Here is a 20,140-nt window from a genome sequence, read left to right as displayed (position 1 = left end):
TTAGCTTACCCTTGAAAACGCACCTAACGTTTACCAGAAATACCCTAATGTATATCTAGTTCAATGGACAGTATAACACTTACATTTAATAAGCCAGTGTGTGTTTTTTACAAAAAAACGGCTAAATTGTTTCCATATTGTGTCTTGTCCATAAATGCTTCTTATAAAGCGGATTTACCAAGGTCTTCCAACATTTTTTAAGCATAATTCGCTAAATAAATTAAAAAAAGTCCCTCCATTTTGGGCTTTTCAATGAATAGTATAGCACTTACATTTAATAAGTAATTGTGTAATTTTTACAAAAAAAAACCATATTGTTTCCATATTGTGTCTTGTCCATAAATGCTTCTTAATAAAGCAGATTTACCAAGGCCTGCCAACATTTTTAAAGCAAAATTTGCTAAACAAATAAAAAAGCCCTCTATCTTGGGCTTTTCAAAGGAAAAATATAAATACGTTTTTTGAGTGTTCTTTACTGTTGTTGCCTCGCTTCTTGCCGTGCATTCAGTTCATAAAGAGCTGTTTTATTACTATCCCACTCCAATAAATCGAGAGCGTCCTCGTATGAGAGCCATTGGAATTCCATATGCTCTGGAGATATTTTTATATTATGACTAAATTTTGTTAAATTGGTTGCAAAACAATATTCGGGGATGACATAGGGTGTATTAAATCCGCAATAGATACCCGGAGTATATGCCAGAGAATCTAGCGGAAGCATCGTAAAATCCAGTTGTAGATTTAATTCTTCTCTACTTTCTCTGATAGCTGTTTCTATAGGAATTTCTTCGTCTTCCCCGCCACCTGCGATAAATTGCCAAACATTCATATCTGTTCTTAAAAAGACACCAAATAAATACTCCTGTTTTCTTTGAACACATGGAATGACTAACACTTGAAATGGTTGCCTCATAATTCCTCCTATATTTTTCACTAAATTATTAAAACCCACTAAATCTCCCCTTCATTATACAGAAATCTATCATTTTCTGGTATGCTTAAATTAATAAACTAAGTAGGAGGTAATTTAAATGACACTTTCTTTCTCTGATACGTACAGACTGAACAACGGAATTGAAATGCCTAAACACGGTTTTGGAGTTTATAAACTAACCGATGAAAAACGGATGCGCACTGCTCTTGAAACAGCGGCGGAGGTTGGGTATCGTTTATTTGATACCGCATCTTTTTACCACAACGAAAAACAATTGGGGGATTTTTTTCAATCAAGCGGCTTAAACCGAAATGATTTTTTTGTCACTACGAAAATGTGGAACAACGAGCAGGGTTATGATGAGACGCTTCGTGCTTTTGAGCAGTCACAGAAAAAATTACAATTAGATCAAGTTGATTTATATTTAGTCCACTGGCCAAAACAGGATACTTTTTTCGAGACATGGCGTGCAGTTGAAAAATTATATGATGAAGGGCTTGTTCGTGCAATTGGTGTAAGTAATTTTGAAGCGCATCACTTAGATCGTCTTCGCAAAAACGCAAATGTGCTTCCTGTTATAGACCAAGTTGAAACCCATCCATACTTTCCAAATCACTTGCTACACCGCTATTTAGAGGAACTTCATATTGTGCATCAAGCATGGAGCCCGCTTGGTCGAGGTAGTGTTTTAAAAGAACCTACTTTAATTAATTTAGGACAAAAACACGGAAAAACACCTGCTCAAATCGTGCTTCGTTGGCATTTGCAAAATGATATTTCAATTATTCCTAAATCAGAAACTCCTGCAAGAATAAAAGAAAATGCCGCTATTTATGATTTTGCATTAGATGATAAAGATATGCATCAATTGGATCGTTTAAACACTGGTGAACGCGTAAGCCATGCGCCAGATGTAATGTACATTCGCTCGGAAGTATAGCTACTCTTAACTTCAAATAAAAAAATCTACTATCCCAAATGGCTTAGTAGATTTTTTATATTTATTTCTTCATTTGTCTTTTCCGAGCTTCTTTGAAAAGATAAAAATAGCGAGCTTCCGCCTTTTTTTCCTCATATTCTAAATTTGGGTCGTATTCGAAGCTTTTACGCAATAGCACTTTTTGTTTATGCCAGTTTTCTTGTGTAACTTCAATTAACTCCATTAGATAAGCATCATAGGTTTTGTGTAACTTTCCAATTTTCTTTTCTTTTTTTCGGCCAAACTTATTACTTCTAGACTCCATTTTATCACCTCGGTTTAGACTTCTCTGCGTCCTTCCATTGCTTTGGAAAGCGTTACTTCATCAGCGTATTCAAGATCTCCGCCAACTGGAAGACCGTGCGCTATTCTAGTTATTTTTATACCAGATGGTTTTAAGAGTCTGGAAATATACATTGCAGTAGCTTCCCCTTCTACATTGGGGTTTGTCGCTAAAATAACTTCCTCAATCGTATCATCTTGCAAACGTTTAAGTAAATCTGGAATATTAATATCTTCTGGTCCAATCCCATCCATTGGAGAAATTGTCCCATGCAGCACGTGGTATAAACCATGAAAATCGCGCATTTTTTCCATTGCAATTACATCTTTTGATTCTTGAACTACACAAAGAACGCTACGATCCCGTGAAGTATCTGCACAAATATAACATGGATCTTTATCAGTAATATGACCGCAAACAGAACAAAAGCTCAGATTTCTTTTTGCATCAACTAATGCTTTTGCAAAATCTAACACATCATCTTCTTTCATATCAAGCACATAAAAAGCTAATCTCGCTGCCGACTTGGGTCCGATACCCGGTAATTTCATAAAACTGTCCATTAATTTCGTTATCGGCTCAGGATAATGCATAATCTCGTCTTCCTCTCACCTTTGAATTACACAATGTTTCACGTGAAACAATCTTTTAAAAAATAGTTGAGACTCTTGTAATTTATCCAAGAGTCTCAAATCAAACAATATTACATTCCAGGAAGATTTAATCCTTGTGTGAATTTACCCATTGTTTGTGAAGTTGTATCTTCAATTTGTTTTAGTACATCATTTGTAGCAGCAAGTATTAAATCTTGTAGCATTTCAATATCTTCCGGATCTACTACTTCTTCATTTATAATCACATCTGTAATGGCGCGTTTACCAGTAGCTTTTACTGTAACTATTCCGCCCCCAGCTGTTCCAGTAAATTCTTGTACTTCTAAATCCGCTTGCGCTTTCGCCATTTCCTTTTGCATTTTTTGCATTTGTTTCATCATACCTTGCATATTTCCCATTCCACGCATGAATAATCTCCTCTTTCTTCTATTGTTTTTTAATCTTTAATTTCAAGCAAATCTTCACCAACTAGTTTTGTCGCTTCTGAAACAAATGAATCTTCAGCTGGTTTTCTAGCTTCTGAATTTACACCTTCCTCTGAATCCGCAGTTCCGCCGTGACTTTGCAGGAAATTTTCTCTTACTTCAGCCCATTGATCTTCTGGGATTCCAATAAAAGTATAATTTATTTTGGTAAGACGTGCAATACTCGACGTAATAGTTTCTACAAAGTTTGGATTATCCATCGCCATTTGACAGTGAATCTCATGCTTAAATTTTAACACAAAAGTGTCTAGAGATGCAGCCACAGGTTCCGCATCATTTAAAAGTGCGGCTTGAGAGGCCATTAACATAGATAATAACTCGCCCCAACACCCTCTGATCAACTGTAAATTTTCTTTTTTCGCTTCTCCTAAAACATGATTAATTTTACCAATAGGTGCTTTGAATTGTTTGCCATTATTGATTTGTTTTTTTGAGCCGCCTCGGTTTTGTGCCGGTTTTTCGGCAGGTCCCGCGCTCGCTCCGCTTACAATTTGTTTTTTTAATGTTTGAAGTTCTTGTTGCATTTGCTCCAATTGTTTTTTTAAATCTGATACATCCCCAGTTGCTACTGCCTCAACTGACGCCACATTCCCAGCCGCTCCTTGCCCAGCTTGTGTTAGCTGAACGAGTGCTACCTCCACATAAATGCCCGGATGATTTGAAAAACGCATTTGTTGCTGTGCCGTATTTAAAATTTTAACAAACTCATATATTTTTAATGAATCTGCTCGTTTTGCAAGGGTCACAAATTCATCATCAATTAATGCTCGCTCTAGTGTTTCTTCCAAATTAGGTGCTTTTTGATAAAGCAATACATCTCTAAAGAAAACAAGTAAATCTTCTACAAGACGAACTGGATCTTTTCCTTCTGCAAGTAATGCTGTCAATGTGGAAATCGCTTCTGCCGCATCACCATCGAAAGCATCACTAACGAGTTTAGTAAGTAATCCTTGTGCAACTGATCCTGTAATTTCAAGCGCATCTTCCACGGTAACTTCTTCTGACCCATAAGAAATCACTTGATCCAGTAAGCTAAGTGCGTCACGCATCCCACCTTCAGCTGCTCGCGCCACAATCATTAATGCTTTTTCATCATAAGGAATTTTTTCTTCTTTTAAAATAAACTCTAAACGCCCTATAATATCTTGTGTTGTGATTCGTTTAAAATCAAATCGTTGAACACGTGAAATAATGGTTAGTGGTAATTTGTGTGGCTCTGTAGTTGCCAAAATAAAAATGACATGCTTCGGCGGTTCTTCTAGCGTTTTTAGTAATGCATTAAATGCTCCCGTCGATAACATATGCACTTCATCAATAATATATACTTTATATTTCGCCACAGTAGGCGCATATTTTACTTTTTCCCGAATGTCTCGAATTTCCTCGACTCCGTTGTTACTAGCGGCATCAATTTCAAGAACATCTGGTATAGAACCATCCGTTGTTCCTTTACAAACCTCACACTCGTTGCAAGGCTCTCCGTCATGACCATGCTCACAGTTAATCGCCTTCGCAAAAATTTTCGCCGCACTTGTCTTCCCGGTTCCCCGAGGCCCTGAAAATAAATAAGCATGCGATGTTTTATTTTGCACAATGGCATTCTTCAACGTTTTCGTCACATGTTCCTGTCCCACAACATCCTGAAACGACTGCGGCCGAAAAACCCGATACAAAGCCTGATACGCCATCTGCCACTCTCCTTTATCTAAAACCATTTAATAGTTTTATTATAACGTAATGTTGAAGAACTTTCAAAACGTACTTTGTTTTGATTTAGTTCTTCAATATAGATCCGAGCAACGCGAGGATTTAATCCTTTGCAGAACTTTCAAAACGTACTTTGTTTTATAAACCCAATTTAAACCCACGCCTTACTACACTAAACCCAGCTATCCTCAAAAAAAGAACCCGACTTTCGAAAAAGCCCGATTCTAGATTTTATTGTTCCCTTTTAGCGGCTAACTTCTCTTGCTTCTTCTTACTTTCATTAATAACCGAAAGCTCAATTGATTTTAGCAAATTTTTCACACGTTTCTTACGGAAAAAACCAAACATAAAGCCAACAATAATATTATTCATTTTATTTAATGCTTTTTCTGTTTCGATTGATTCGTTATATGTAACCTCACATGTTGTTTCACTTGTAGATTTAATTGTATAGGTGGTTGTATGTTTATTTACTCGGCTGCTCGTTTCGAATTGGTATAGTTCATATGGCTTTACTTGAACAATTTTTGTTGTAGCAAGAGCCCCGTTGGACATGGTTCTTTGATATTTATATCCTTCTAATTTATGTCTTTGAACTGTTTTTCCCGTAGCATTTTTTACGTCATAAATTGCTGAATTAACTATTGTGTCAAAGCATTCCTTTTGGGATATATATAATTTCTGTGTTACATTCACTTTTTAACCGACTCCTTCTGATTCTTTTCTTTCTTATCTTTACGGATTTTTAGCACGATAAAAAGGCAGCCAATTAGAACAACTACAAGACCAGTAACTAAAAGAGGCACACTAGCCATTCCATCTTTTCCATAGGAAGGACTAAACATAATAATAATAAGACCAATACTAATAATAAATAGTGCATTAACAATCTTCATTTTAGCCCACACTAACTTGGAAATAAAGAACTGAACCTATTTCCGTTGCCTTAATTGTTTCTTTTGCAATTTTTACTGCTTTATCTTCATCCTCAATGTTTGTTTCAAATGTCAATTTCATGCCTTGTTCATCTATTTTTTTAAAAGTCACACCATCTTTATCGTATGTTTCTAGTAATTCAGTAATATAATCTCGTTTCATTGGGCAATTAAGAATAATCATTTAAAAAACCTCCTTATATATAGTTTAACTTTATCTTCTGCTTCTTGCAATGAATAAAAATAGCGCAGGAAATCCTACATGATATACTGGCTAGATACAAAGTGAATGTACCTAGCCAGAAACTTATTATTTCTAAGCTTTCATCTCTTCTTCTGGTACACCAACCCGATTTGCGGTAATAACAAATGGTACCCAAATCAAGAAAGCGACGACCATATTTATGAGTGAAATCACCGGTGCCATCCAATCTCCTCCAGTTGCTAGGAATGAATTCAGCAGTGGTGGCATTACCCAAACTACTGCAATTTTAACTGGTTCAACCAGCCCAAGTGTTGTTGCAAAATAAGCAATCGTAACCATTACCATTGGTGCGATAAGAAACGGTATTAAATAGATAGTATTTAATACAATAGGTAAACCGAACATGATTGGTTCATTGATATTAAATATACCCGGAGCCAGTGATAATTTTGCCACTGTTCGCGCATCCGCTCGTTTTGAGAACATAAGTAAGGCAATAATCAGTACGAGCGTTCCACCTGATCCACCCATCCATACATAAGCATCGAAAGAGCCACGTACCCATTCGAATGGTAATTTAACGCCTTCTTGTGCTGCACTAATGTTTTGCAGTTGTGCCGTACCCCATAGCGATTCTAAAACTGGTGCAAGAACGTTTGGACCATGAATCCCGAAGAACCATAATAGCTGCACTAAGAAAGTAACTAGTAAAACTGCCCCGTAACCTTGCGAAAGTGAAAGCAACGGTTCTTGGATTGTTTTGGAAATCCACGTAATAACATCCATATCCGTAATTTTAAAGAACGCCCAGTCAATAATCCCCACTACATAAAGCGCCACAAGAGCAGGAATAATCGCTGCAAATGCTTTACTTACTGCCGGTGGAACAGTATCTGGCATTTTAATAATAATATTTCTACGCATAAGTTTCGCGTAAATAATAGTTGAAATAAAACCGAAAATCATTGCAGTAAACAAACCTGTACCATTTACCTGGCTAAGATTAAAGAATCCTGGAACTCCAGTAAATTCTTCTGGTAACATATTTACATCAAAATTAGCATTAGCAGCGGCAATTGCACCTTTTACTGCATCTAAGCTAACAGTAACAGTTAAGTTCATAACAAAAGCAGCAAGTGATACTAGCCCCCCAGCTAGACGATCCACCTCATACACTTTCGATAAATTATAACCTAGTGAAAAAGCAAAAATAATTGATACAATCGCTAACGTCCCATTGTATACGTATCCATTAACTTCGATTAGCGGTTGCATTGCTGAAACAAAGCCTGTCCATCCCCAGTCAGTCGGAAAATCTCTGAAAAAGGCATTTAAAAGTACCGCAATTGAGCCAGCCATTGTAATTGGCATTGTTGAAATAAATGCATCACGTAATGCCACTAAATGTTTTTGCGAACCAATTTTCGCAGCTACTGGTACAAAATACTTTTCTAAAAATGCTGTTAATCCATTCATATTATATCCTCCCATTTTTCCTTTTTATTTATCGCTCATCTCTTGAAACCAAATATAATTTCTATGTATATATCCCCTTTAAGCTAGTCAGCTATATCTGTTCACTTTATTTTTCACAATCCCCATTACGAAAAATAAATCAGATGGAACCTTTGCACACCTCGTGAAATATTGGGAGTCCTCCTCTCCGCTTCATGATAAGGCTTACATTTAGATTCACTTTACTTTATTGCAATTTTTGTGCCAACTCATTGAAATGTTCCAAGGATACAAACTTACTTGTATTTACTATCTTTCTTATCCCCAAAAAACGCTTACACACATAGCCTAAAAAACTGTGTAAGTAAGCGCTAACATTACACAGTTCCAATGAATTTATCCTTATTCCGTTTTGTGTTATAATGAGCATGGAGTAAGTAATACAAATAGTTCGAGGTGATAATGATGGCTGTTAAACGTGATATGCCGGAAGAATCTAAAAATAGTAAAGTAGTCAAAAAAGAACATTTTTCGATTATTTTTCCGGATGACATAAAAGTTCCAGAAACCGAGCAGGAATTGCAAAAAGAAGCAGTAAACAATGAAGAAAAGCGGAATGAACGAAGCTAAATTATAAGAATTTAGTTATTCACTCTGTCATTTTAAAACTGCAAAAAAGAAAACGATTTAATAAAAATTTTGAGTCAAGTCCCTTTAAAGAAGGCTTGACTTTTTTATTTCCCCCTTGAATTTATCCTATTTAGCCAATTAAAATACGCCCCTAAAATTAGATTTTTTGGTCTAAATTTAGGGGCGCACTGTATATGGTGGCATTTCTTTATTTAATAGAGAAAATCACCATGTTTTTTGCATCATCTATTCGAACGTTTACATCCATTCCAAGTTTATCCTTAAATAGCGCTGTAATATCTAAGTAGTCGTCATAACTACCAATATCACTTTTTTCGTAGCCTTGTAAAATGGTTGGTTTAATGCGGACGATATAATCATCTGTAGAGGTTTCTTCAGGATTATACGTATAGATTTTCTTACCAGTTTTATCAAAAAAATCATACGTTGCATACGATTCATCCTTCGTCATATAGACATCTTTCTGCGTTACGTAGGCGTTATCGGCAACACTGTAATCAATTAAACCTGAGTAATACTTATTGGTAGATGGCTCATTTATTTCGTATTGTTTATAGGCTAATCTAAATAAATAATCGATATTATAATAACTATTCACTCGGAAATAGAAATGTTTATCCGATGATTTTTTATCTACACCAATATCCGTTGTGCTAATTGGAAATACTTCATATAATTCGCCTTCTATTTCATATGCTACATCATATTTATCATAAACTTCTTGACGCTGGAAGAAACCGAACATAATTGCCAGGATGACTACTATACCTATTAAAATTGCGACAATTAAAGCTGGTAGCCATTTCTTTTTTGTTTTTAGCCGTTGCATTATTTTCATCCTTTGTTATAAATTACATTACTTATCTTATATTGTACCAGTTTATGCTATATAATTACAGGTGTCAATTTAACTAAAAAAGACTACTTCGCGCTGAGCAAAATAGTCTTTTAATATATTTAAAATTAGTGTCGCGCACCTCACATCGACATGCAATCACCTGCGTTACCCTGATAGTTAGCTCGGGCCAGGCAACCTCGCGGCACATGAGAAGCACTGATTAATGCTGCTTCCTTCCGGACCTGACATGGTTCACAGGTTCTCATTGCGCAAGACCCAACCTTCAACACCACTTGTCAAGGGCAGACCAAACAATTACGATGCCTCAAGTGAGGAATTCAACCCCGCTAGAGCGGATTGCGGGTTACAGGGCGCCGCTACCTCCCCGTCTAGCACGACAAATTTGCTACCAATAATTAGTTCGCAAAACAAAAAATATTTAGCCTAAACTCTGAAAAGAGCTCAATTACTAGTGTACCTTTTTCATATGAAAAGTGCAAGTAGAAACTCGGGAAATTTTTTAACGTAAGTAAAAACTCATGATCGCGGCAACTATTGTTCCAACTACACAAATACCTACTAATGTTAAGGCAATCCATACTATTTTCTTATTCACGTTCATCTCCCCCTTACTTCACATTTTCGCTTTTCTTTTAGTGATTATATCATGAAATGGAAAATTTAGCTGTTATTTTCAAACTTCTTCTGCCAACTATTTAATTGGCTATAGCTAGACATTAGCTGGGTTGATACTTGTGTGAAAATCAAACGCAATTCCGCATACTTTTCTACGTTTTCACTAGGATGATAAATAGCTTTGATTGGCAATGTTTTTTGGAGATTTAGATCTTTTAATATTCCAAGTGAACGCATTCCAATAATAGCAGCGCCTAAACTTGATCCTTCAATTGTATGCGGAACCCGAATTTCGCGGTTTAAAATATCAGCAAGCAATCTACACCAAGGCTCGTGTGCGGATATTCCTCCCGTTACATAAATAATATCATCTGGAGCTGAAACTGCCTCATATACTTCTGCAAGATTAAAAGCAATCCCTTCTAAAATTGCTCTTATAAAATGGGCGTTAGTATGATTAATTGTCAGTCCAACAAAGCCACCACGAATATCATTAGTCCAAAAAGGCGCACGCTCTCCTAGTAAGTACGGTTGGAATAAAAGACCTGCTGCTCCTGGATTCACTTCATCAATACGGGCAATAAAACTAGCAAAGTCTCGATTGGCAATTTCACTTTCAGAGCCAAATTGTTCCAGACCCCATTCGACTACTTTACCACCATTGTTCACTGCACCACCAGCGATGAAATACCCATCACCCGCCCCGTAACAAAATGTTCGACCGCGAGAATCCACTTGAAATTCATTTGTTAATTTTCGAACAGCACCACTTGTACCAACAGTAATCGTCACATCATTGCGCCCTGTCGCTTGGATTCCGATATTCGCAAGTGCGCCATCACTACCGCCAACAATAAGTGGAACATCATCTGGAATTCCCATAAATTCAACATATTTCGCCTTCATGCCTGTTAATTGATACGTTTCCGGAACCACTTTTGGAAAGAAATCTGGTGTTAATTTCACAATTTCCATTGCTTCAAATTCCCAGTCATGCTCTAAAATATTGTAAAGCCCCGTTCCAGATGCCAAAGACTCATCCATCACCCACACTCCGAAAAAACGATACAAAATATAAGCTTTAATATCTATAAATTTTTCCGTGCGATTAAATAGCTCGGGTTCTGTTTCTTTTAACCAGCAGATTTTTGCAAATGGGCTCATTGGGTGTATCGGTGTCCCTGTCGCTTCGTAAAGTTGAAAGAGGTAATTATCCCGTTTAACATTTTCGAGCGCCTCACTGCTTCGTCCGTCCGCCCAGGTAATACATTCAGTTAGAAGTTCCCCATTACTTTTGGCTGCAATCAAACTATGCATGGCAGAACTAAACGATATTCCACGCAAATCAGCTTTATTTATCTTACTCATCACGTGACGGATGGAGGTAATTACCGCTTCAAAAATTTCTGTAGGACTTTCTTCCGCCTTGCCAGTTTCATCCGTCACTAAATCATAGTGAATTGCTTCTCGGTGGATAACCTCTCCCTGCTCATTAAAAAGAACTGCTTTTGTGCTAGAGGTTCCAATGTCCACGCCCATTATGTAAGAGCTATTCGTCAAAATATTTCACCTCGTAACTGCTTTTCTTACCATTATACGTTAAATCGAAAAAAATTTGGTGGCTGGGGTACTTCATTTTTGATGAAAAATGCAAAACTATATGGAATAGCCAGATATAACCCAAAATAAACAAGCAGAAATCATTGCATAGCATCATTAAAAAATGTTCTATACAAGATTCCTGCTTGCGTTTTATTATTGAGATGTTTTTATTTTAGCCCCTTTTCAGCTTTATTTAACTTGATTTTCGATTGTTGTTGGTGTTAATCCAGAATCATTGATTTGACGAATTTCATATACTTTTCCTTCATCATTAAATTCAAAAAACTCTACCGCACCATAACTAAATTTTTTCCCCGTTTTACTTGCGCTATCTCCATTCGGGAAAGTAATATCTCCTGTTAAAGTTCCAGATATGCTAAAGCGACTTATTGCTACGTTATCATCCGCATAAATTTCATGGTCTTCTACTTTGGCATCATTTGAAAAGTCAACAATTGCACGAATGGTAGCGATAAAATTATCCGCGCCTTCAATCACTGCACCATTTTTATGGAAAATAATGTCTGGTGTAATTAACTCATACTGCTTATCAAAGTCTCTATTATTAAGATTCGTATGGAAAAGATGTGGAATCATTCTTTTCTCTTCAATTGTCATTGGATTTCCCATTTATATCGCCCCTTGTATTTTTAATATGAAAAGCTTTTTCCTACTTAATTATATCAAAAAAACGTTTTCATAATGTGTAGAACTGATGAACATTAATAAAAAAAGCTTCTATTTTATGTGTATTTACCACAGAAAAGCTTATTTTTGCATAATTAACAAAAAAGCGACAGAGAAATCAAACTAACTGATTTTCTCTGCCGCTTTTTGCCAGAACTTAATTTATCGTGTTAAATTTAGTGTTTTTTGCTATGAAAATTGCTTAGTTATTTTTTGCGTTTTCTTAAAAGTACTATTGCTATAAGAACGACTATTGCGCCAATGACAACAAAAATCCATTCAACGCCTTGGTCACCTGTACTTGGGAGTTCTGATTTAGACGCTGCTTCTTTTTTAGGTTCCTCTGAAGTAGCTGTAGTAACACTTTTTACAGAATTATTGTTTTCGATTTTTTTCACTTTTTCAGGAACTTGAACTGCTTCTTCATTTTCTTTTTTAGCTGGGACAGTGTAAGTTACTTCCTTACTAAAGTTTCCTGCTTCATCAAATGCATAGGTAGTAATTTCCTTTGGTGTGGTTGCCCATGAAGCATAGAAATTCCCATCTTTGTCCGCATCAACACGCCCTTCTCCAAAGTTTTCATCTTCTGGAGAGCTCATATAAACACTGGCAAAAGGTTTGGTTTTTCCTGAGAAAATTTTCGTTTCTAAGTCAAAATTTAAATTAGTAACTGATAAAGTTGCAACAGGTGCTTTTACCAAGTAATTTAACTTAACCGCAGTTGTTTCACCGTCTTTTGTATCACCAAGTAATGTCACATCTTGCAAGCCAGCATCTGCTGTTGTTAGCGACACATCCTCGGCCAAACGATAATTAGATAATTCCGTACCTGTATATTCACTTAAAGTTGCGGTGAAATCAGTTAGTTTGATGTCACTGTTTTGTTCATACGTGTAAACTTCCGTTGAGTCGGTAATATCTATTGTTGTTTGGGGTGTTTCGGGTGTTGCCGTTTCTTTTACAGGTTCCGTTGTTTTCGACTCCACTTCCGGAACTGTATTTTCATTGGAATCCATTGTTTGCTCTTCTGTACTCGGTTGATTATTACCATTTTCATTCGTTTCAGCACTTGCTGCCAATGAAAATGGGGTGATAAGACAAGTTAATAAAGCTAAAACTACTAGTCCGCGGAATTTGTTCATAATAAATTCCCCTTTCTTTTTACTTACCTCAATCATAATCAGAAATGAGCATAAAGTCAATTTTAAATTACATGTTTGTTACAATTATTAAAAATTGACGACAAAAATGGCTTGCTAACGGGAAATTAGCAAACCATTAATTTTATAATTCGATTGGTCGGTCTAGTTGGTAAAGTCGTTTATATCGTGGTTCAGCTGCCATTAATTCAGCATGAGGACCTTCCATCAGCGTTTTTCCATCTTCTAAAAATAAAACTCGATCCATTTTTTCGGCGCCAACTAAGTGATGTGTCACCCAAATTAATGATTTATCTGCTAAAGTTTCAAAAATGGTCGCTAGTAAATCTCGTTCTGTTATTGGATCCAGCCCAACAGTTGGCTCGTCTAAAATAACGATTGGAGTATTTTGAAGTAAAATCCGTGCTAGCGCAATCCGGCCACGTTCTCCGCCTGAAAAACGCTCACCCATTTCATTCATTTGTGTATGATAACCATCTGGCATGCTCATAATAAAATCATGTAGTTGGACTTTCTTTGCTGCCGCATAAACTTCTTCATCACTAGCATCTTGGTTTCCTAGTCGAATATTATTTAATACACTTGTACTAAAAAGATGGGCTTTTTGATTTAGCATGGAGATAAGTTCTGGAATTTGTGGTCGCAATTTTTCCACTTCCATATTATTCAAAGTCACTTTTCCATCAGTTGGGAGCAGTGCCCCTTGAATTAATTTTAGAAAAGTAGATTTCCCAGTTCCACTTCGCCCAATAATCGCCACTTTTTCCCCTTGTTGCAAAGTAAAATCAAAGCCGTTTAGTATATTCGCCGATTTTTCATCATAAGCGAAAGTGACATTTTCCGCCTGTAAAATAACTTGTTTTGTATCAATTCGCTCCGTTTCATTAGCCTCTTCTTCAAAAGTTGGTAAGGTTGGGTCTTCTATTTTGTCTAAACGAGAAAGGGAGTCTTGGTAAAGCGATTTGTCGCTAATAGCACTAGAAACTGGAACGAATGCTTCTGCAAGTGCCATAATAGCTAAAACAAATGCAGCAATCATCGTACCTGAAAATGCGCCATCACGTGACTCAGCTGTACTCCAATAAACCATCGCTATCACCATAAAACCTACCACTAATTGGCTAAAAAAATCACGCCAGTTCACAAAATGGAATTGTTTATTTTCCGTATGCAACATATTCGCTTCGTCTTTTTCGTAATTAGTAATGAAGGTTTTTTCTCGACCGCTAAACTTCCAATCACTAATTCCAAAAACAGCATCCGTGAACTTTTGATAAAGTCCATTTCGCCCTTGTTTTAAATAAGCATTTTTCCCGCGAGCATATAAAAGCGACACCCATGGTAAAACAAGTACCAACATCCCAATTAAAAAGACAAATAGTATCGCAAATGGTACTGAAAACACGCCTAGTGCGATAACTACTCCAGCGTAAAGGACTAAACTAACAATTGCCGGTAGCATCGTTGTAAGATAGAAGTTTTGCAAATGTTCAATATCACCAGCGAGTAGTCCTAAAATGTCGCCAGTTTTATATCGAGATTTAAGTAATAATGCTTGCGGTTCAAGTAAACGGTATAAACGCACCCGCATTTTTTCCAGAATTCGCAGTACTAACGAATGGCTCATAAGTCGTTCTACGTAGCGGGAAACGGAACGCATAATTCCAAATGCCCGTACACCAACAGTCGCAACGTATACAGCCATAATTGATTCAGGCATTAAAGAAGATTTAGAAATTAAGTGCCCTGACGTAAACATTAGCGCCCCGGCGGATGCAAAAGTAAGCGTTCCGAGGAAGATAACAAGCAAGAACAAGCCACGATTTTCTTTTATATATGGGATAATCCAGCTGCTTTTCCGCATTATACTTCCTCCAATTGGGCTTTGACTAAATCGTAATAGAAACCTTTTTTATCGAGTAGTTCGTCATGGGTTCCTGTTTCAACCACAGCCCCGTGGTCGAGTACGATTATCCGGTCCATTTCTAGCATCCAGTGTAAACGGTGTGTTGCAAAAAAGACTAGTCGATTTTCAAATAAATCTAGCATTGGTTTTTTAAGCTCGTATTCTGTTTCAATATCTAAGTGAGCAGTAGGTTCGTCCATCAGTACAACTGGACGATTAGTTAAGAAAGCCCTTGCTAGTGCAACACGTTGTTCCTGTCCGCCGCTTAGCATTCTTCCTGCTTCTCCCACAAGTGTTTCATAACCATTTTCAAGTCCGGCAACTAACTGGTTTAAGCCGGCTGATTCTGCCGCTTTTTTCATCTCTATTTCGGTAGCATTTGGATGATAAAACCGAATATTACCAGCAATCGTATCGTGGAAAAGATATGGATGTTGCGGGATATAGGTTACTTGTGTTTGCCAATCAGGCGACGACAGCGTGGCACCGACTTGATCATTATAGTGAAATTCACCAGACGTTGGGTTTAAGAAGCCACTTAACACATCAATCAGCGTCGATTTCCCAGCACCAGTCGCACCAATAATCCCGATTTTTTCAAAACCATTTACCGTAAAACTAGCTTCGTGCAACGACTCAGCATCCCCATCACCATGTTTAACCGTAATATTTTCAAACGAAAAGTTCGTATTTTCAGCAAATGTTGTTAACGATAGCGCATGTTCATCCTGTTTTTCTTCTTTCGCGCGGTCAATAATACCTTGAATAACTCGTCCAGCCTCTTGTCCGTCAAGGGTAGCATGGTAATCCGAGCCAACTTCCCGCACTGGCAAAAAGTATTCTGGAGCAAGGATGAGCACACTTAACGCAATCGGCAAGTTCATATTGCCATCAATCAAGCCAAGCCCTAGGAATAATGCCACAAGCGCAATCGAAAGCATCGTGAAGAAATCCATCGCAAACGACGACATAAAGGCCACACGCAAGGTTTTCATCGTTGCTTTTCGATAGCGCGAACTAACCGAAGCAATTTTCCCCTCATGCACATGACTTAATCCTAAGTATTTCAACGTTTCCAAACCCTTTAGTGAATCTACGAAATGATTAGATAGGACACGATACGTTTCAAACTGCGAATCTGCTTGTTTTTTTGCAGCAAGTCCTAAAATAATCATAAATACAATTAAAATTGGCAATGTAATCATTAAAATAAAGGCCGATGTCCAGTCTTGAAAAGCAATATAAACCCAAATCATTGCTGGAATAATCGCCATGTTCATCATTTTAGGCAAAAATAGTTCCAAATAATTCCGGAAATCTGCTACACCTTCCATCACCATCGTTACAACTTTCCCAGTTCCTTCCGCACGAGCAAAACGCGGACCAAGTGCAAACAAACTATCCAGCAACTCTTCCCGCATCGTTTTCGCTAAGTTAGAAGCATAACGATAAACGATTTGTTTTTTCCATACATTCAAAAAGTGACGCAAGAAATAGGCCCCCGCGAAGAGACCTATTTGAAGTGTGACTGATTGAAATGGATGCTCATGAAATAAATCTGTAATCGCACGAGCTAAAGTTATTGCCATTACGATAATCGCAGCACCTTGAATAAGCGTGAAAACTGCGAGTATCGCCATTATTTTTTTAATACCTTTGTAATTCCTTAAATCTTTTCCCATTAATACGTCATTTTCTCCTTACTAGAAACGCGTTTCCGGAAAACATAGTAGCTCCAAATTTGGTAACCAAGCACAAACGGTAAGAGTGTAACAGCAACAATGGTCATCACACTTAGCGAATATTGCCCGGAAGCAGCATTTTCTATTGTTAAATCAAACGCACTGTTTATAGAACTGATCATTACACGTGGGAAGAGTGCCACAAAAATAGAACCAATCGTGAACACAATTCCAAGCCCACCAAATGTAAAGGCTAAAATATCGCGGTCCTTCCAGATGAACAAAGCAGATAATAAATACATAACGACTACTATCCCAATCATCAATGGAACAAGAACAGGTCTAACTTGGAACATATCTGTATTAAAGTAAGCTAGCACAACAAAAATTAGTAGTACTGGTATGGTAATGAACCAAACTCGTTTTGCCATACGACGAGCGCGGTCTTGAATATCGTCTTCAGTACGTAGGGTAATAAATAATAGTCCGTGTAGCAGACACATCAATGTAATCGTTAGTCCGCCCCAAACAGAAAATACAGTTATATAATCAAAGAATCCAGCATACATATTCATATTGCTATTAATTGGCATTCCTTGAATCAAACTTGCAAATAATACACCGAATAGGAATGGCGGCAAAATGCTACCGAAGAAAATAACCCAGTCCCATGTTTTTACCCAAAGAGCAGAATCTTTTTGACCACGGAATTCAAACGAAACACCACGGCCGATTAAGGCAAGTAATAAGAACACTAGCGGAATATAATATCCACTAAACATTGTTGCATACCAGTTAGGGAAAGCGGCAAAAATTGCGCCCCCAGCTGTTAATAACCAAACTTCATTTGCATCCCAGAACGGCCCAATCGTATTTACGAGTACGCGGCGTTCTAAAGCATTTCTAGCCATAAAGCGTGTAGACATCCCTACACCGAAGTCAAAACCTTCAAGGAAGAAGAACCCAATGAACAAGATGGCGATTAATAGAAACCATAACTCATTTAGTGACAATGCTTGCATCCCCCTTATCAAACGGATCTATGGAAACTTCTTCTTTTTCTGGTTTGTGTCCGTCTGGTCCTTTTTTAATTTCACGAATGAACAAGTAAACCAAGAGAATTGCTAAAATTGTATAGATTGTAGAGAAGGCAATTATCGAGAATAAAATTTGTCCGGATGATACGTTTGGCGATACCGCATCAGCTGTTTTCATATAACCGAAAACTACCCATGGTTGCCGCCCTATTTCTGTCATAATCCAACCCATTGAGTTCGCAAGGAATGGGAAGCCAATCATTGGAATCATGAAACGTAAATACCATTTTGCATTAACAAGTTTTTTCTTCCAAGCAAGTACAATACCGATTAGCGCGAACATGATCATTAGCATACCAGCGCCAACCATGATGCGGAAACTCCAAAATGCTGTTTTTACTGGTGGAATGTAATCACCCTCACCATATTTTTCTTCGTATTCTTTTTGTAACGTATTCATACCTTCTACGCTACCACTTAATGTTCCGTAAGATAAGAAACTTAGCGCATATGGGACGTTGAGTTCCCAGTCGTTTTCTTTATTCTCAGGATCAATTTTGGCGAGCATTGTCCACGGAGCTGGGTCAGCTGTATCTTCCCAAATCCCTTCTGTTGCTGCCATTTTCATTGGTTGTGTTTTAACTAAGTATTGTGCTTGTGAGTGTCCACTAAACGCAACACCAAAGCCACCAATAACGGCCATTACCATTGCAATTTGGAATGATCGTTTAAAGAAGGCGACATCTTGTTTTTTGAGCATCTTATACGCACTGACACCGGCGATGAAAAAGGCTCCAGTGGCAAAAGCCCCGAATATAACGTGCGGAAACTCCACTAGTAGTTGTCCGTTAGTAATTAGTTGTAAAAAGTCATTCATTTCTGCACGACCGTTTTTAAATTCAAAACCAACCGGATGTTGCATAAATGAGTTTGCTGCTAAAATCCAGAAACTAGACATGATTGTTCCGATTGAAACCAGCCAAATACATGCTAAATGTAATTTTTTTCCTAGTTTATCCCAACCGAAAATCCATAGTCCGATAAAAGTAGACTCCATAAAAAATGCAAGTAGCGCTTCAATAGCAAGTGGCGCTCCGAATACATCTCCAACAAATCTAGAGTAATCCGACCAGTTCATCCCAAACTGGAATTCTTGAATAATCCCGGTTACAACACCGACAGCAAAGTTAATTAGGAATATGTGTCCCCAAAACTTCGACATTTTTTTGTAAATTTCTTTCCCCTTCACGACATACAACGTTTCCATAAGAGCAACCATAAATACAAGTCCAATTGAAAGTGGTACAAATAAGAAATGGAAAATCGTTGTTGATGCGAATTGAAAACGGGCTAAAAATAGTTTATCCACCCTTTTCTCCTCCTTTTTATGCTAAATGTTACTAGTTTTGCTCCTCATTTCGCATCTTTCTTAAAAACCTTGTGAAAAATCGCCCAAAGTGACGTGCTCAGTTGCTCTGTTATTCACAAAACATAGCAATATAATATGTATTCTTGGCTTTCACAGATTTAGGAACTAGTTAAGAAAGATTTTTATTTTATAATAAGTTCTATCTGGAGTATATTTTATCCTATTTTGAGACAAATTTATTTAGTACTTTAGATGTTATTTTCATTTAAATAGATTGTGACAAATTTCTCAAGAGTTATGGCGCTGTAAATGTTGGTAAGACTTATTGCTTTTTATTTCACAAATATATATTTAAAATTGCGTTTTTGCATAATGAGTCTTAAGGCCTATCTATTTTCTTTCTCTTTCGCAATTCTTGAAAGAAATTTTTTAACATCGCACTACTTTCTGCTTCCATTAATCCTGCTTCCACTTCGCAAGTATGATTAAATCTGTCATCTTGCAGTAAATTCATAAGGGAGCCTACCGTTCCTGCTTTTGGATCTTTAGCGCCGTAGTATACCTTATCAATTCTTGAAAGCAAAATCGCTCCACTGCACATTGGACATGGTTCTAAGGTGACATATAGTTCTGCGCCACTTAATCGCCACGAATTTTGGTGTTGACAAGCATCTTGAATTGCAAGTAATTCCGCATGGGTCACTGCATTCTGGCTAGTTTCACGCAAATTATGCGCCCGACCAATAATTTCTCCATCTAAAACAACCACTGCACCAATTGGAACTTCTCCTATTTCTCGGGCTTTCTCTGCTTCTTCAAGCGCTTGTTGCATAAAGAAAGCTTCGTCCATCCACGCACCTCATTTCTAAAAAGTCACTCACTGTCATTTTAGCATAGCTTCTATAATATATAGGAATAATCTGCTCAGGCTTTCACAGGATACTTTTAGTTGCTTTCATAAGTTATTTATATTAC

Annotated in this window: 20 protein-coding genes and 1 other RNA gene; 2 read left to right on the top strand and 19 right to left on the bottom strand. The window is 37.3% G+C overall.

All coding sequences use genetic code 11. The annotated features are described in order from the left end of the window. Positions 1 to 472 precede the first annotated feature (472 nt). On the bottom strand, positions 473 to 913 hold the full coding sequence (locus HCJ50_RS06380; RefSeq protein WP_187127534.1) for an NUDIX hydrolase: 441 nt from the start codon (positions 911 to 913) through the stop codon (positions 473 to 475). A 118-nt stretch (positions 914 to 1,031) separates the two neighbouring features. On the opposite strand from HCJ50_RS06380, the gene HCJ50_RS06375 reads away from it, so the two are divergent. Continuing rightward, positions 1,032 to 1,874, top strand: a complete 843-nt coding sequence (locus HCJ50_RS06375; RefSeq protein WP_185347721.1) for an aldo/keto reductase — start codon at positions 1,032 to 1,034, stop codon at positions 1,872 to 1,874. Positions 1,875 to 1,935: 61 nt separating this feature from the next. Here HCJ50_RS06375 and HCJ50_RS06370 read toward each other — a convergent pair whose 3' ends face one another. The 8 genes from HCJ50_RS06370 to HCJ50_RS06335 form a co-directional block, all read right to left on the bottom strand. Then, positions 1,936 to 2,178 (bottom strand): YaaL family protein, encoded by a 243-nt coding sequence (locus HCJ50_RS06370; protein WP_185347722.1) that lies wholly within the window; start codon positions 2,176 to 2,178, stop codon positions 1,936 to 1,938. Positions 2,179 to 2,192: 14 nt separating this feature from the next. Further along, entirely contained in the window at positions 2,193 to 2,789 is a 597-nt protein-coding gene (gene recR / locus HCJ50_RS06365; protein WP_185347724.1) for a recombination mediator RecR, read from the bottom strand. 110 nt (positions 2,790 to 2,899) lie between these two features. Continuing rightward, positions 2,900 to 3,217, bottom strand: coding sequence for a YbaB/EbfC family nucleoid-associated protein (locus HCJ50_RS06360; protein ID WP_185347726.1), 318 nt, complete (start codon positions 3,215 to 3,217; stop codon positions 2,900 to 2,902). A gap of 29 nt (positions 3,218 to 3,246) precedes the next feature. After that, positions 3,247 to 4,983 carry a DNA polymerase III subunit gamma/tau gene (gene dnaX, locus HCJ50_RS06355; protein WP_185347728.1) on the bottom strand — a complete coding sequence of 579 codons (1,737 nt, stop codon included), beginning with the start codon at positions 4,981 to 4,983 and terminating at the stop codon, positions 3,247 to 3,249. A gap of 250 nt (positions 4,984 to 5,233) precedes the next feature. Further along, the gene (locus HCJ50_RS06350) at positions 5,234 to 5,698 is read right to left on the bottom strand and encodes a DUF3284 domain-containing protein (protein WP_185347730.1); all 465 of its coding nucleotides are present in this window, start codon (positions 5,696 to 5,698) and stop codon (positions 5,234 to 5,236) included. Continuing rightward, positions 5,695 to 5,898, bottom strand: coding sequence for a DUF3188 domain-containing protein (locus HCJ50_RS06345; protein ID WP_185347732.1), 204 nt, complete (start codon positions 5,896 to 5,898; stop codon positions 5,695 to 5,697). The genes HCJ50_RS06350 and HCJ50_RS06345 overlap by 4 nt, the downstream gene beginning before the upstream one ends. A gap of 1 nt (position 5,899) precedes the next feature. Next, complete coding sequence (locus HCJ50_RS06340; protein WP_185380368.1) at positions 5,900 to 6,121, bottom strand: hypothetical protein; 222 nt, start codon at positions 6,119 to 6,121, stop codon at positions 5,900 to 5,902. A 132-nt stretch (positions 6,122 to 6,253) separates the two neighbouring features. After that, positions 6,254 to 7,618, bottom strand: coding sequence for a PTS sugar transporter subunit IIC (locus HCJ50_RS06335; protein ID WP_185347736.1), 1,365 nt, complete (start codon positions 7,616 to 7,618; stop codon positions 6,254 to 6,256). Positions 7,619 to 8,062: 444 nt separating this feature from the next. Between HCJ50_RS06335 and HCJ50_RS06330 the strand changes: the two genes are divergently transcribed. Next, complete coding sequence (locus HCJ50_RS06330) at positions 8,063 to 8,227, top strand: hypothetical protein (protein ID WP_185347842.1); 165 nt, start codon at positions 8,063 to 8,065, stop codon at positions 8,225 to 8,227. A 208-nt stretch (positions 8,228 to 8,435) separates the two neighbouring features. Here the strand turns inward: HCJ50_RS06330 and HCJ50_RS06325 are convergent, their stop codons facing one another. The 10 genes from HCJ50_RS06325 to tadA form a co-directional block, all read right to left on the bottom strand. Then, the gene (locus tag HCJ50_RS06325; protein ID WP_185347738.1) at positions 8,436 to 9,077 is read right to left on the bottom strand and encodes a hypothetical protein; all 642 of its coding nucleotides are present in this window, start codon (positions 9,075 to 9,077) and stop codon (positions 8,436 to 8,438) included. Between the two features lie 140 nt (positions 9,078 to 9,217). Further along, an RNA gene (ffs, locus tag HCJ50_RS06320) (signal recognition particle sRNA large type) lies at positions 9,218 to 9,484 on the bottom strand. A gap of 283 nt (positions 9,485 to 9,767) precedes the next feature. Next, on the bottom strand, positions 9,768 to 11,282 hold the full coding sequence (locus HCJ50_RS06315) for a gluconokinase (RefSeq protein WP_185380369.1): 1,515 nt from the start codon (positions 11,280 to 11,282) through the stop codon (positions 9,768 to 9,770). 231 nt (positions 11,283 to 11,513) lie between these two features. Continuing rightward, positions 11,514 to 11,954 carry an ester cyclase gene (locus tag HCJ50_RS06310; protein ID WP_038408019.1) on the bottom strand — a complete coding sequence of 147 codons (441 nt, stop codon included), beginning with the start codon at positions 11,952 to 11,954 and terminating at the stop codon, positions 11,514 to 11,516. 263 nt (positions 11,955 to 12,217) lie between these two features. Further along, a complete protein-coding gene (locus HCJ50_RS06305) occupies positions 12,218 to 13,153 on the bottom strand; it encodes an LPXTG cell wall anchor domain-containing protein (RefSeq protein ID WP_185380370.1) in 936 nt (311 codons plus the stop codon). 142 nt (positions 13,154 to 13,295) lie between these two features. After that, positions 13,296 to 15,035: a thiol reductant ABC exporter subunit CydC gene (cydC, locus tag HCJ50_RS06300; RefSeq protein ID WP_185347744.1), complete on the bottom strand. Its 1,740-nt coding sequence runs from the start codon at positions 15,033 to 15,035 to the stop codon at positions 13,296 to 13,298. After that, positions 15,035 to 16,759 carry a thiol reductant ABC exporter subunit CydD gene (gene cydD, locus HCJ50_RS06295; RefSeq protein WP_185380371.1) on the bottom strand — a complete coding sequence of 575 codons (1,725 nt, stop codon included), beginning with the start codon at positions 16,757 to 16,759 and terminating at the stop codon, positions 15,035 to 15,037. Before cydD ends, cydC begins: the two co-directional genes overlap by 1 nt. Next, complete coding sequence (gene cydB, locus HCJ50_RS06290; RefSeq protein ID WP_185347748.1) at positions 16,759 to 17,772, bottom strand: cytochrome d ubiquinol oxidase subunit II; 1,014 nt, start codon at positions 17,770 to 17,772, stop codon at positions 16,759 to 16,761. The genes cydD and cydB overlap by 1 nt, the downstream gene beginning before the upstream one ends. Further along, a complete protein-coding gene (locus HCJ50_RS06285) occupies positions 17,759 to 19,165 on the bottom strand; it encodes a cytochrome ubiquinol oxidase subunit I (RefSeq protein WP_185347750.1) in 1,407 nt (468 codons plus the stop codon). The genes cydB and HCJ50_RS06285 overlap by 14 nt, the downstream gene beginning before the upstream one ends. Before the next feature lie 379 nt (positions 19,166 to 19,544). Further along, positions 19,545 to 20,015: a tRNA adenosine(34) deaminase TadA gene (gene tadA, locus HCJ50_RS06280; RefSeq protein ID WP_185347752.1), complete on the bottom strand. Its 471-nt coding sequence runs from the start codon at positions 20,013 to 20,015 to the stop codon at positions 19,545 to 19,547. Positions 20,016 to 20,140: the final 125 nt, after the last annotated feature.

The sequence above is a fragment of the Listeria immobilis genome (assembly GCF_014322765.1).
In the GTDB taxonomy this organism is placed as follows: Bacteria; Bacillota; Bacilli; order Lactobacillales; family Listeriaceae; genus Listeria; species Listeria immobilis.
Note: the sequence above shows the minus strand (reverse complement) of the source record. Positions and strands in the feature narration are given on the sequence as shown.

What these genes read in the sequence shown, in the direction of transcription:
- HCJ50_RS06380 (WP_187127534.1), bottom strand. Translation starts at nt 913, where the DNA reads ATGAGGCAACCATTTCAAGTGTTAGTCATTCCATGTGTTCAAAGAAAA.
- HCJ50_RS06375 (WP_185347721.1), top strand. Translation starts at nt 1,032, where the DNA reads ATGACACTTTCTTTCTCTGATACGTACAGACTGAACAACGGAATTGAA.
- HCJ50_RS06370 (WP_185347722.1), bottom strand. Translation starts at nt 2,178, where the DNA reads ATGGAGTCTAGAAGTAATAAGTTTGGCCGAAAAAAAGAAAAGAAAATT.
- recR (WP_185347724.1), bottom strand. Translation starts at nt 2,789, where the DNA reads ATGCATTATCCTGAGCCGATAACGAAATTAATGGACAGTTTTATGAAA.
- HCJ50_RS06360 (WP_185347726.1), bottom strand. Translation starts at nt 3,217, where the DNA reads ATGCGTGGAATGGGAAATATGCAAGGTATGATGAAACAAATGCAAAAA.
- dnaX (WP_185347728.1), bottom strand. Translation starts at nt 4,983, where the DNA reads ATGGCGTATCAGGCTTTGTATCGGGTTTTTCGGCCGCAGTCGTTTCAG.
- HCJ50_RS06345 (WP_185347732.1), bottom strand. Translation starts at nt 5,898, where the DNA reads ATGAAGATTGTTAATGCACTATTTATTATTAGTATTGGTCTTATTATT.
- HCJ50_RS06340 (WP_185380368.1), bottom strand. Translation starts at nt 6,121, where the DNA reads ATGATTATTCTTAATTGCCCAATGAAACGAGATTATATTACTGAATTA.
- HCJ50_RS06335 (WP_185347736.1), bottom strand. Translation starts at nt 7,618, where the DNA reads ATGAATGGATTAACAGCATTTTTAGAAAAGTATTTTGTACCAGTAGCT.
- HCJ50_RS06330 (WP_185347842.1), top strand. Translation starts at nt 8,063, where the DNA reads ATGGCTGTTAAACGTGATATGCCGGAAGAATCTAAAAATAGTAAAGTA.
- HCJ50_RS06325 (WP_185347738.1), bottom strand. Translation starts at nt 9,077, where the DNA reads ATGCAACGGCTAAAAACAAAAAAGAAATGGCTACCAGCTTTAATTGTC.
- HCJ50_RS06310 (WP_038408019.1), bottom strand. Translation starts at nt 11,954, where the DNA reads ATGGGAAATCCAATGACAATTGAAGAGAAAAGAATGATTCCACATCTT.
- HCJ50_RS06305 (WP_185380370.1), bottom strand. Translation starts at nt 13,153, where the DNA reads ATGAACAAATTCCGCGGACTAGTAGTTTTAGCTTTATTAACTTGTCTT.
- cydC (WP_185347744.1), bottom strand. Translation starts at nt 15,035, where the DNA reads ATGCGGAAAAGCAGCTGGATTATCCCATATATAAAAGAAAATCGTGGC.
- cydD (WP_185380371.1), bottom strand. Translation starts at nt 16,759, where the DNA reads ATGGGAAAAGATTTAAGGAATTACAAAGGTATTAAAAAAATAATGGCG.
- tadA (WP_185347752.1), bottom strand. Translation starts at nt 20,015, where the DNA reads ATGGACGAAGCTTTCTTTATGCAACAAGCGCTTGAAGAAGCAGAGAAA.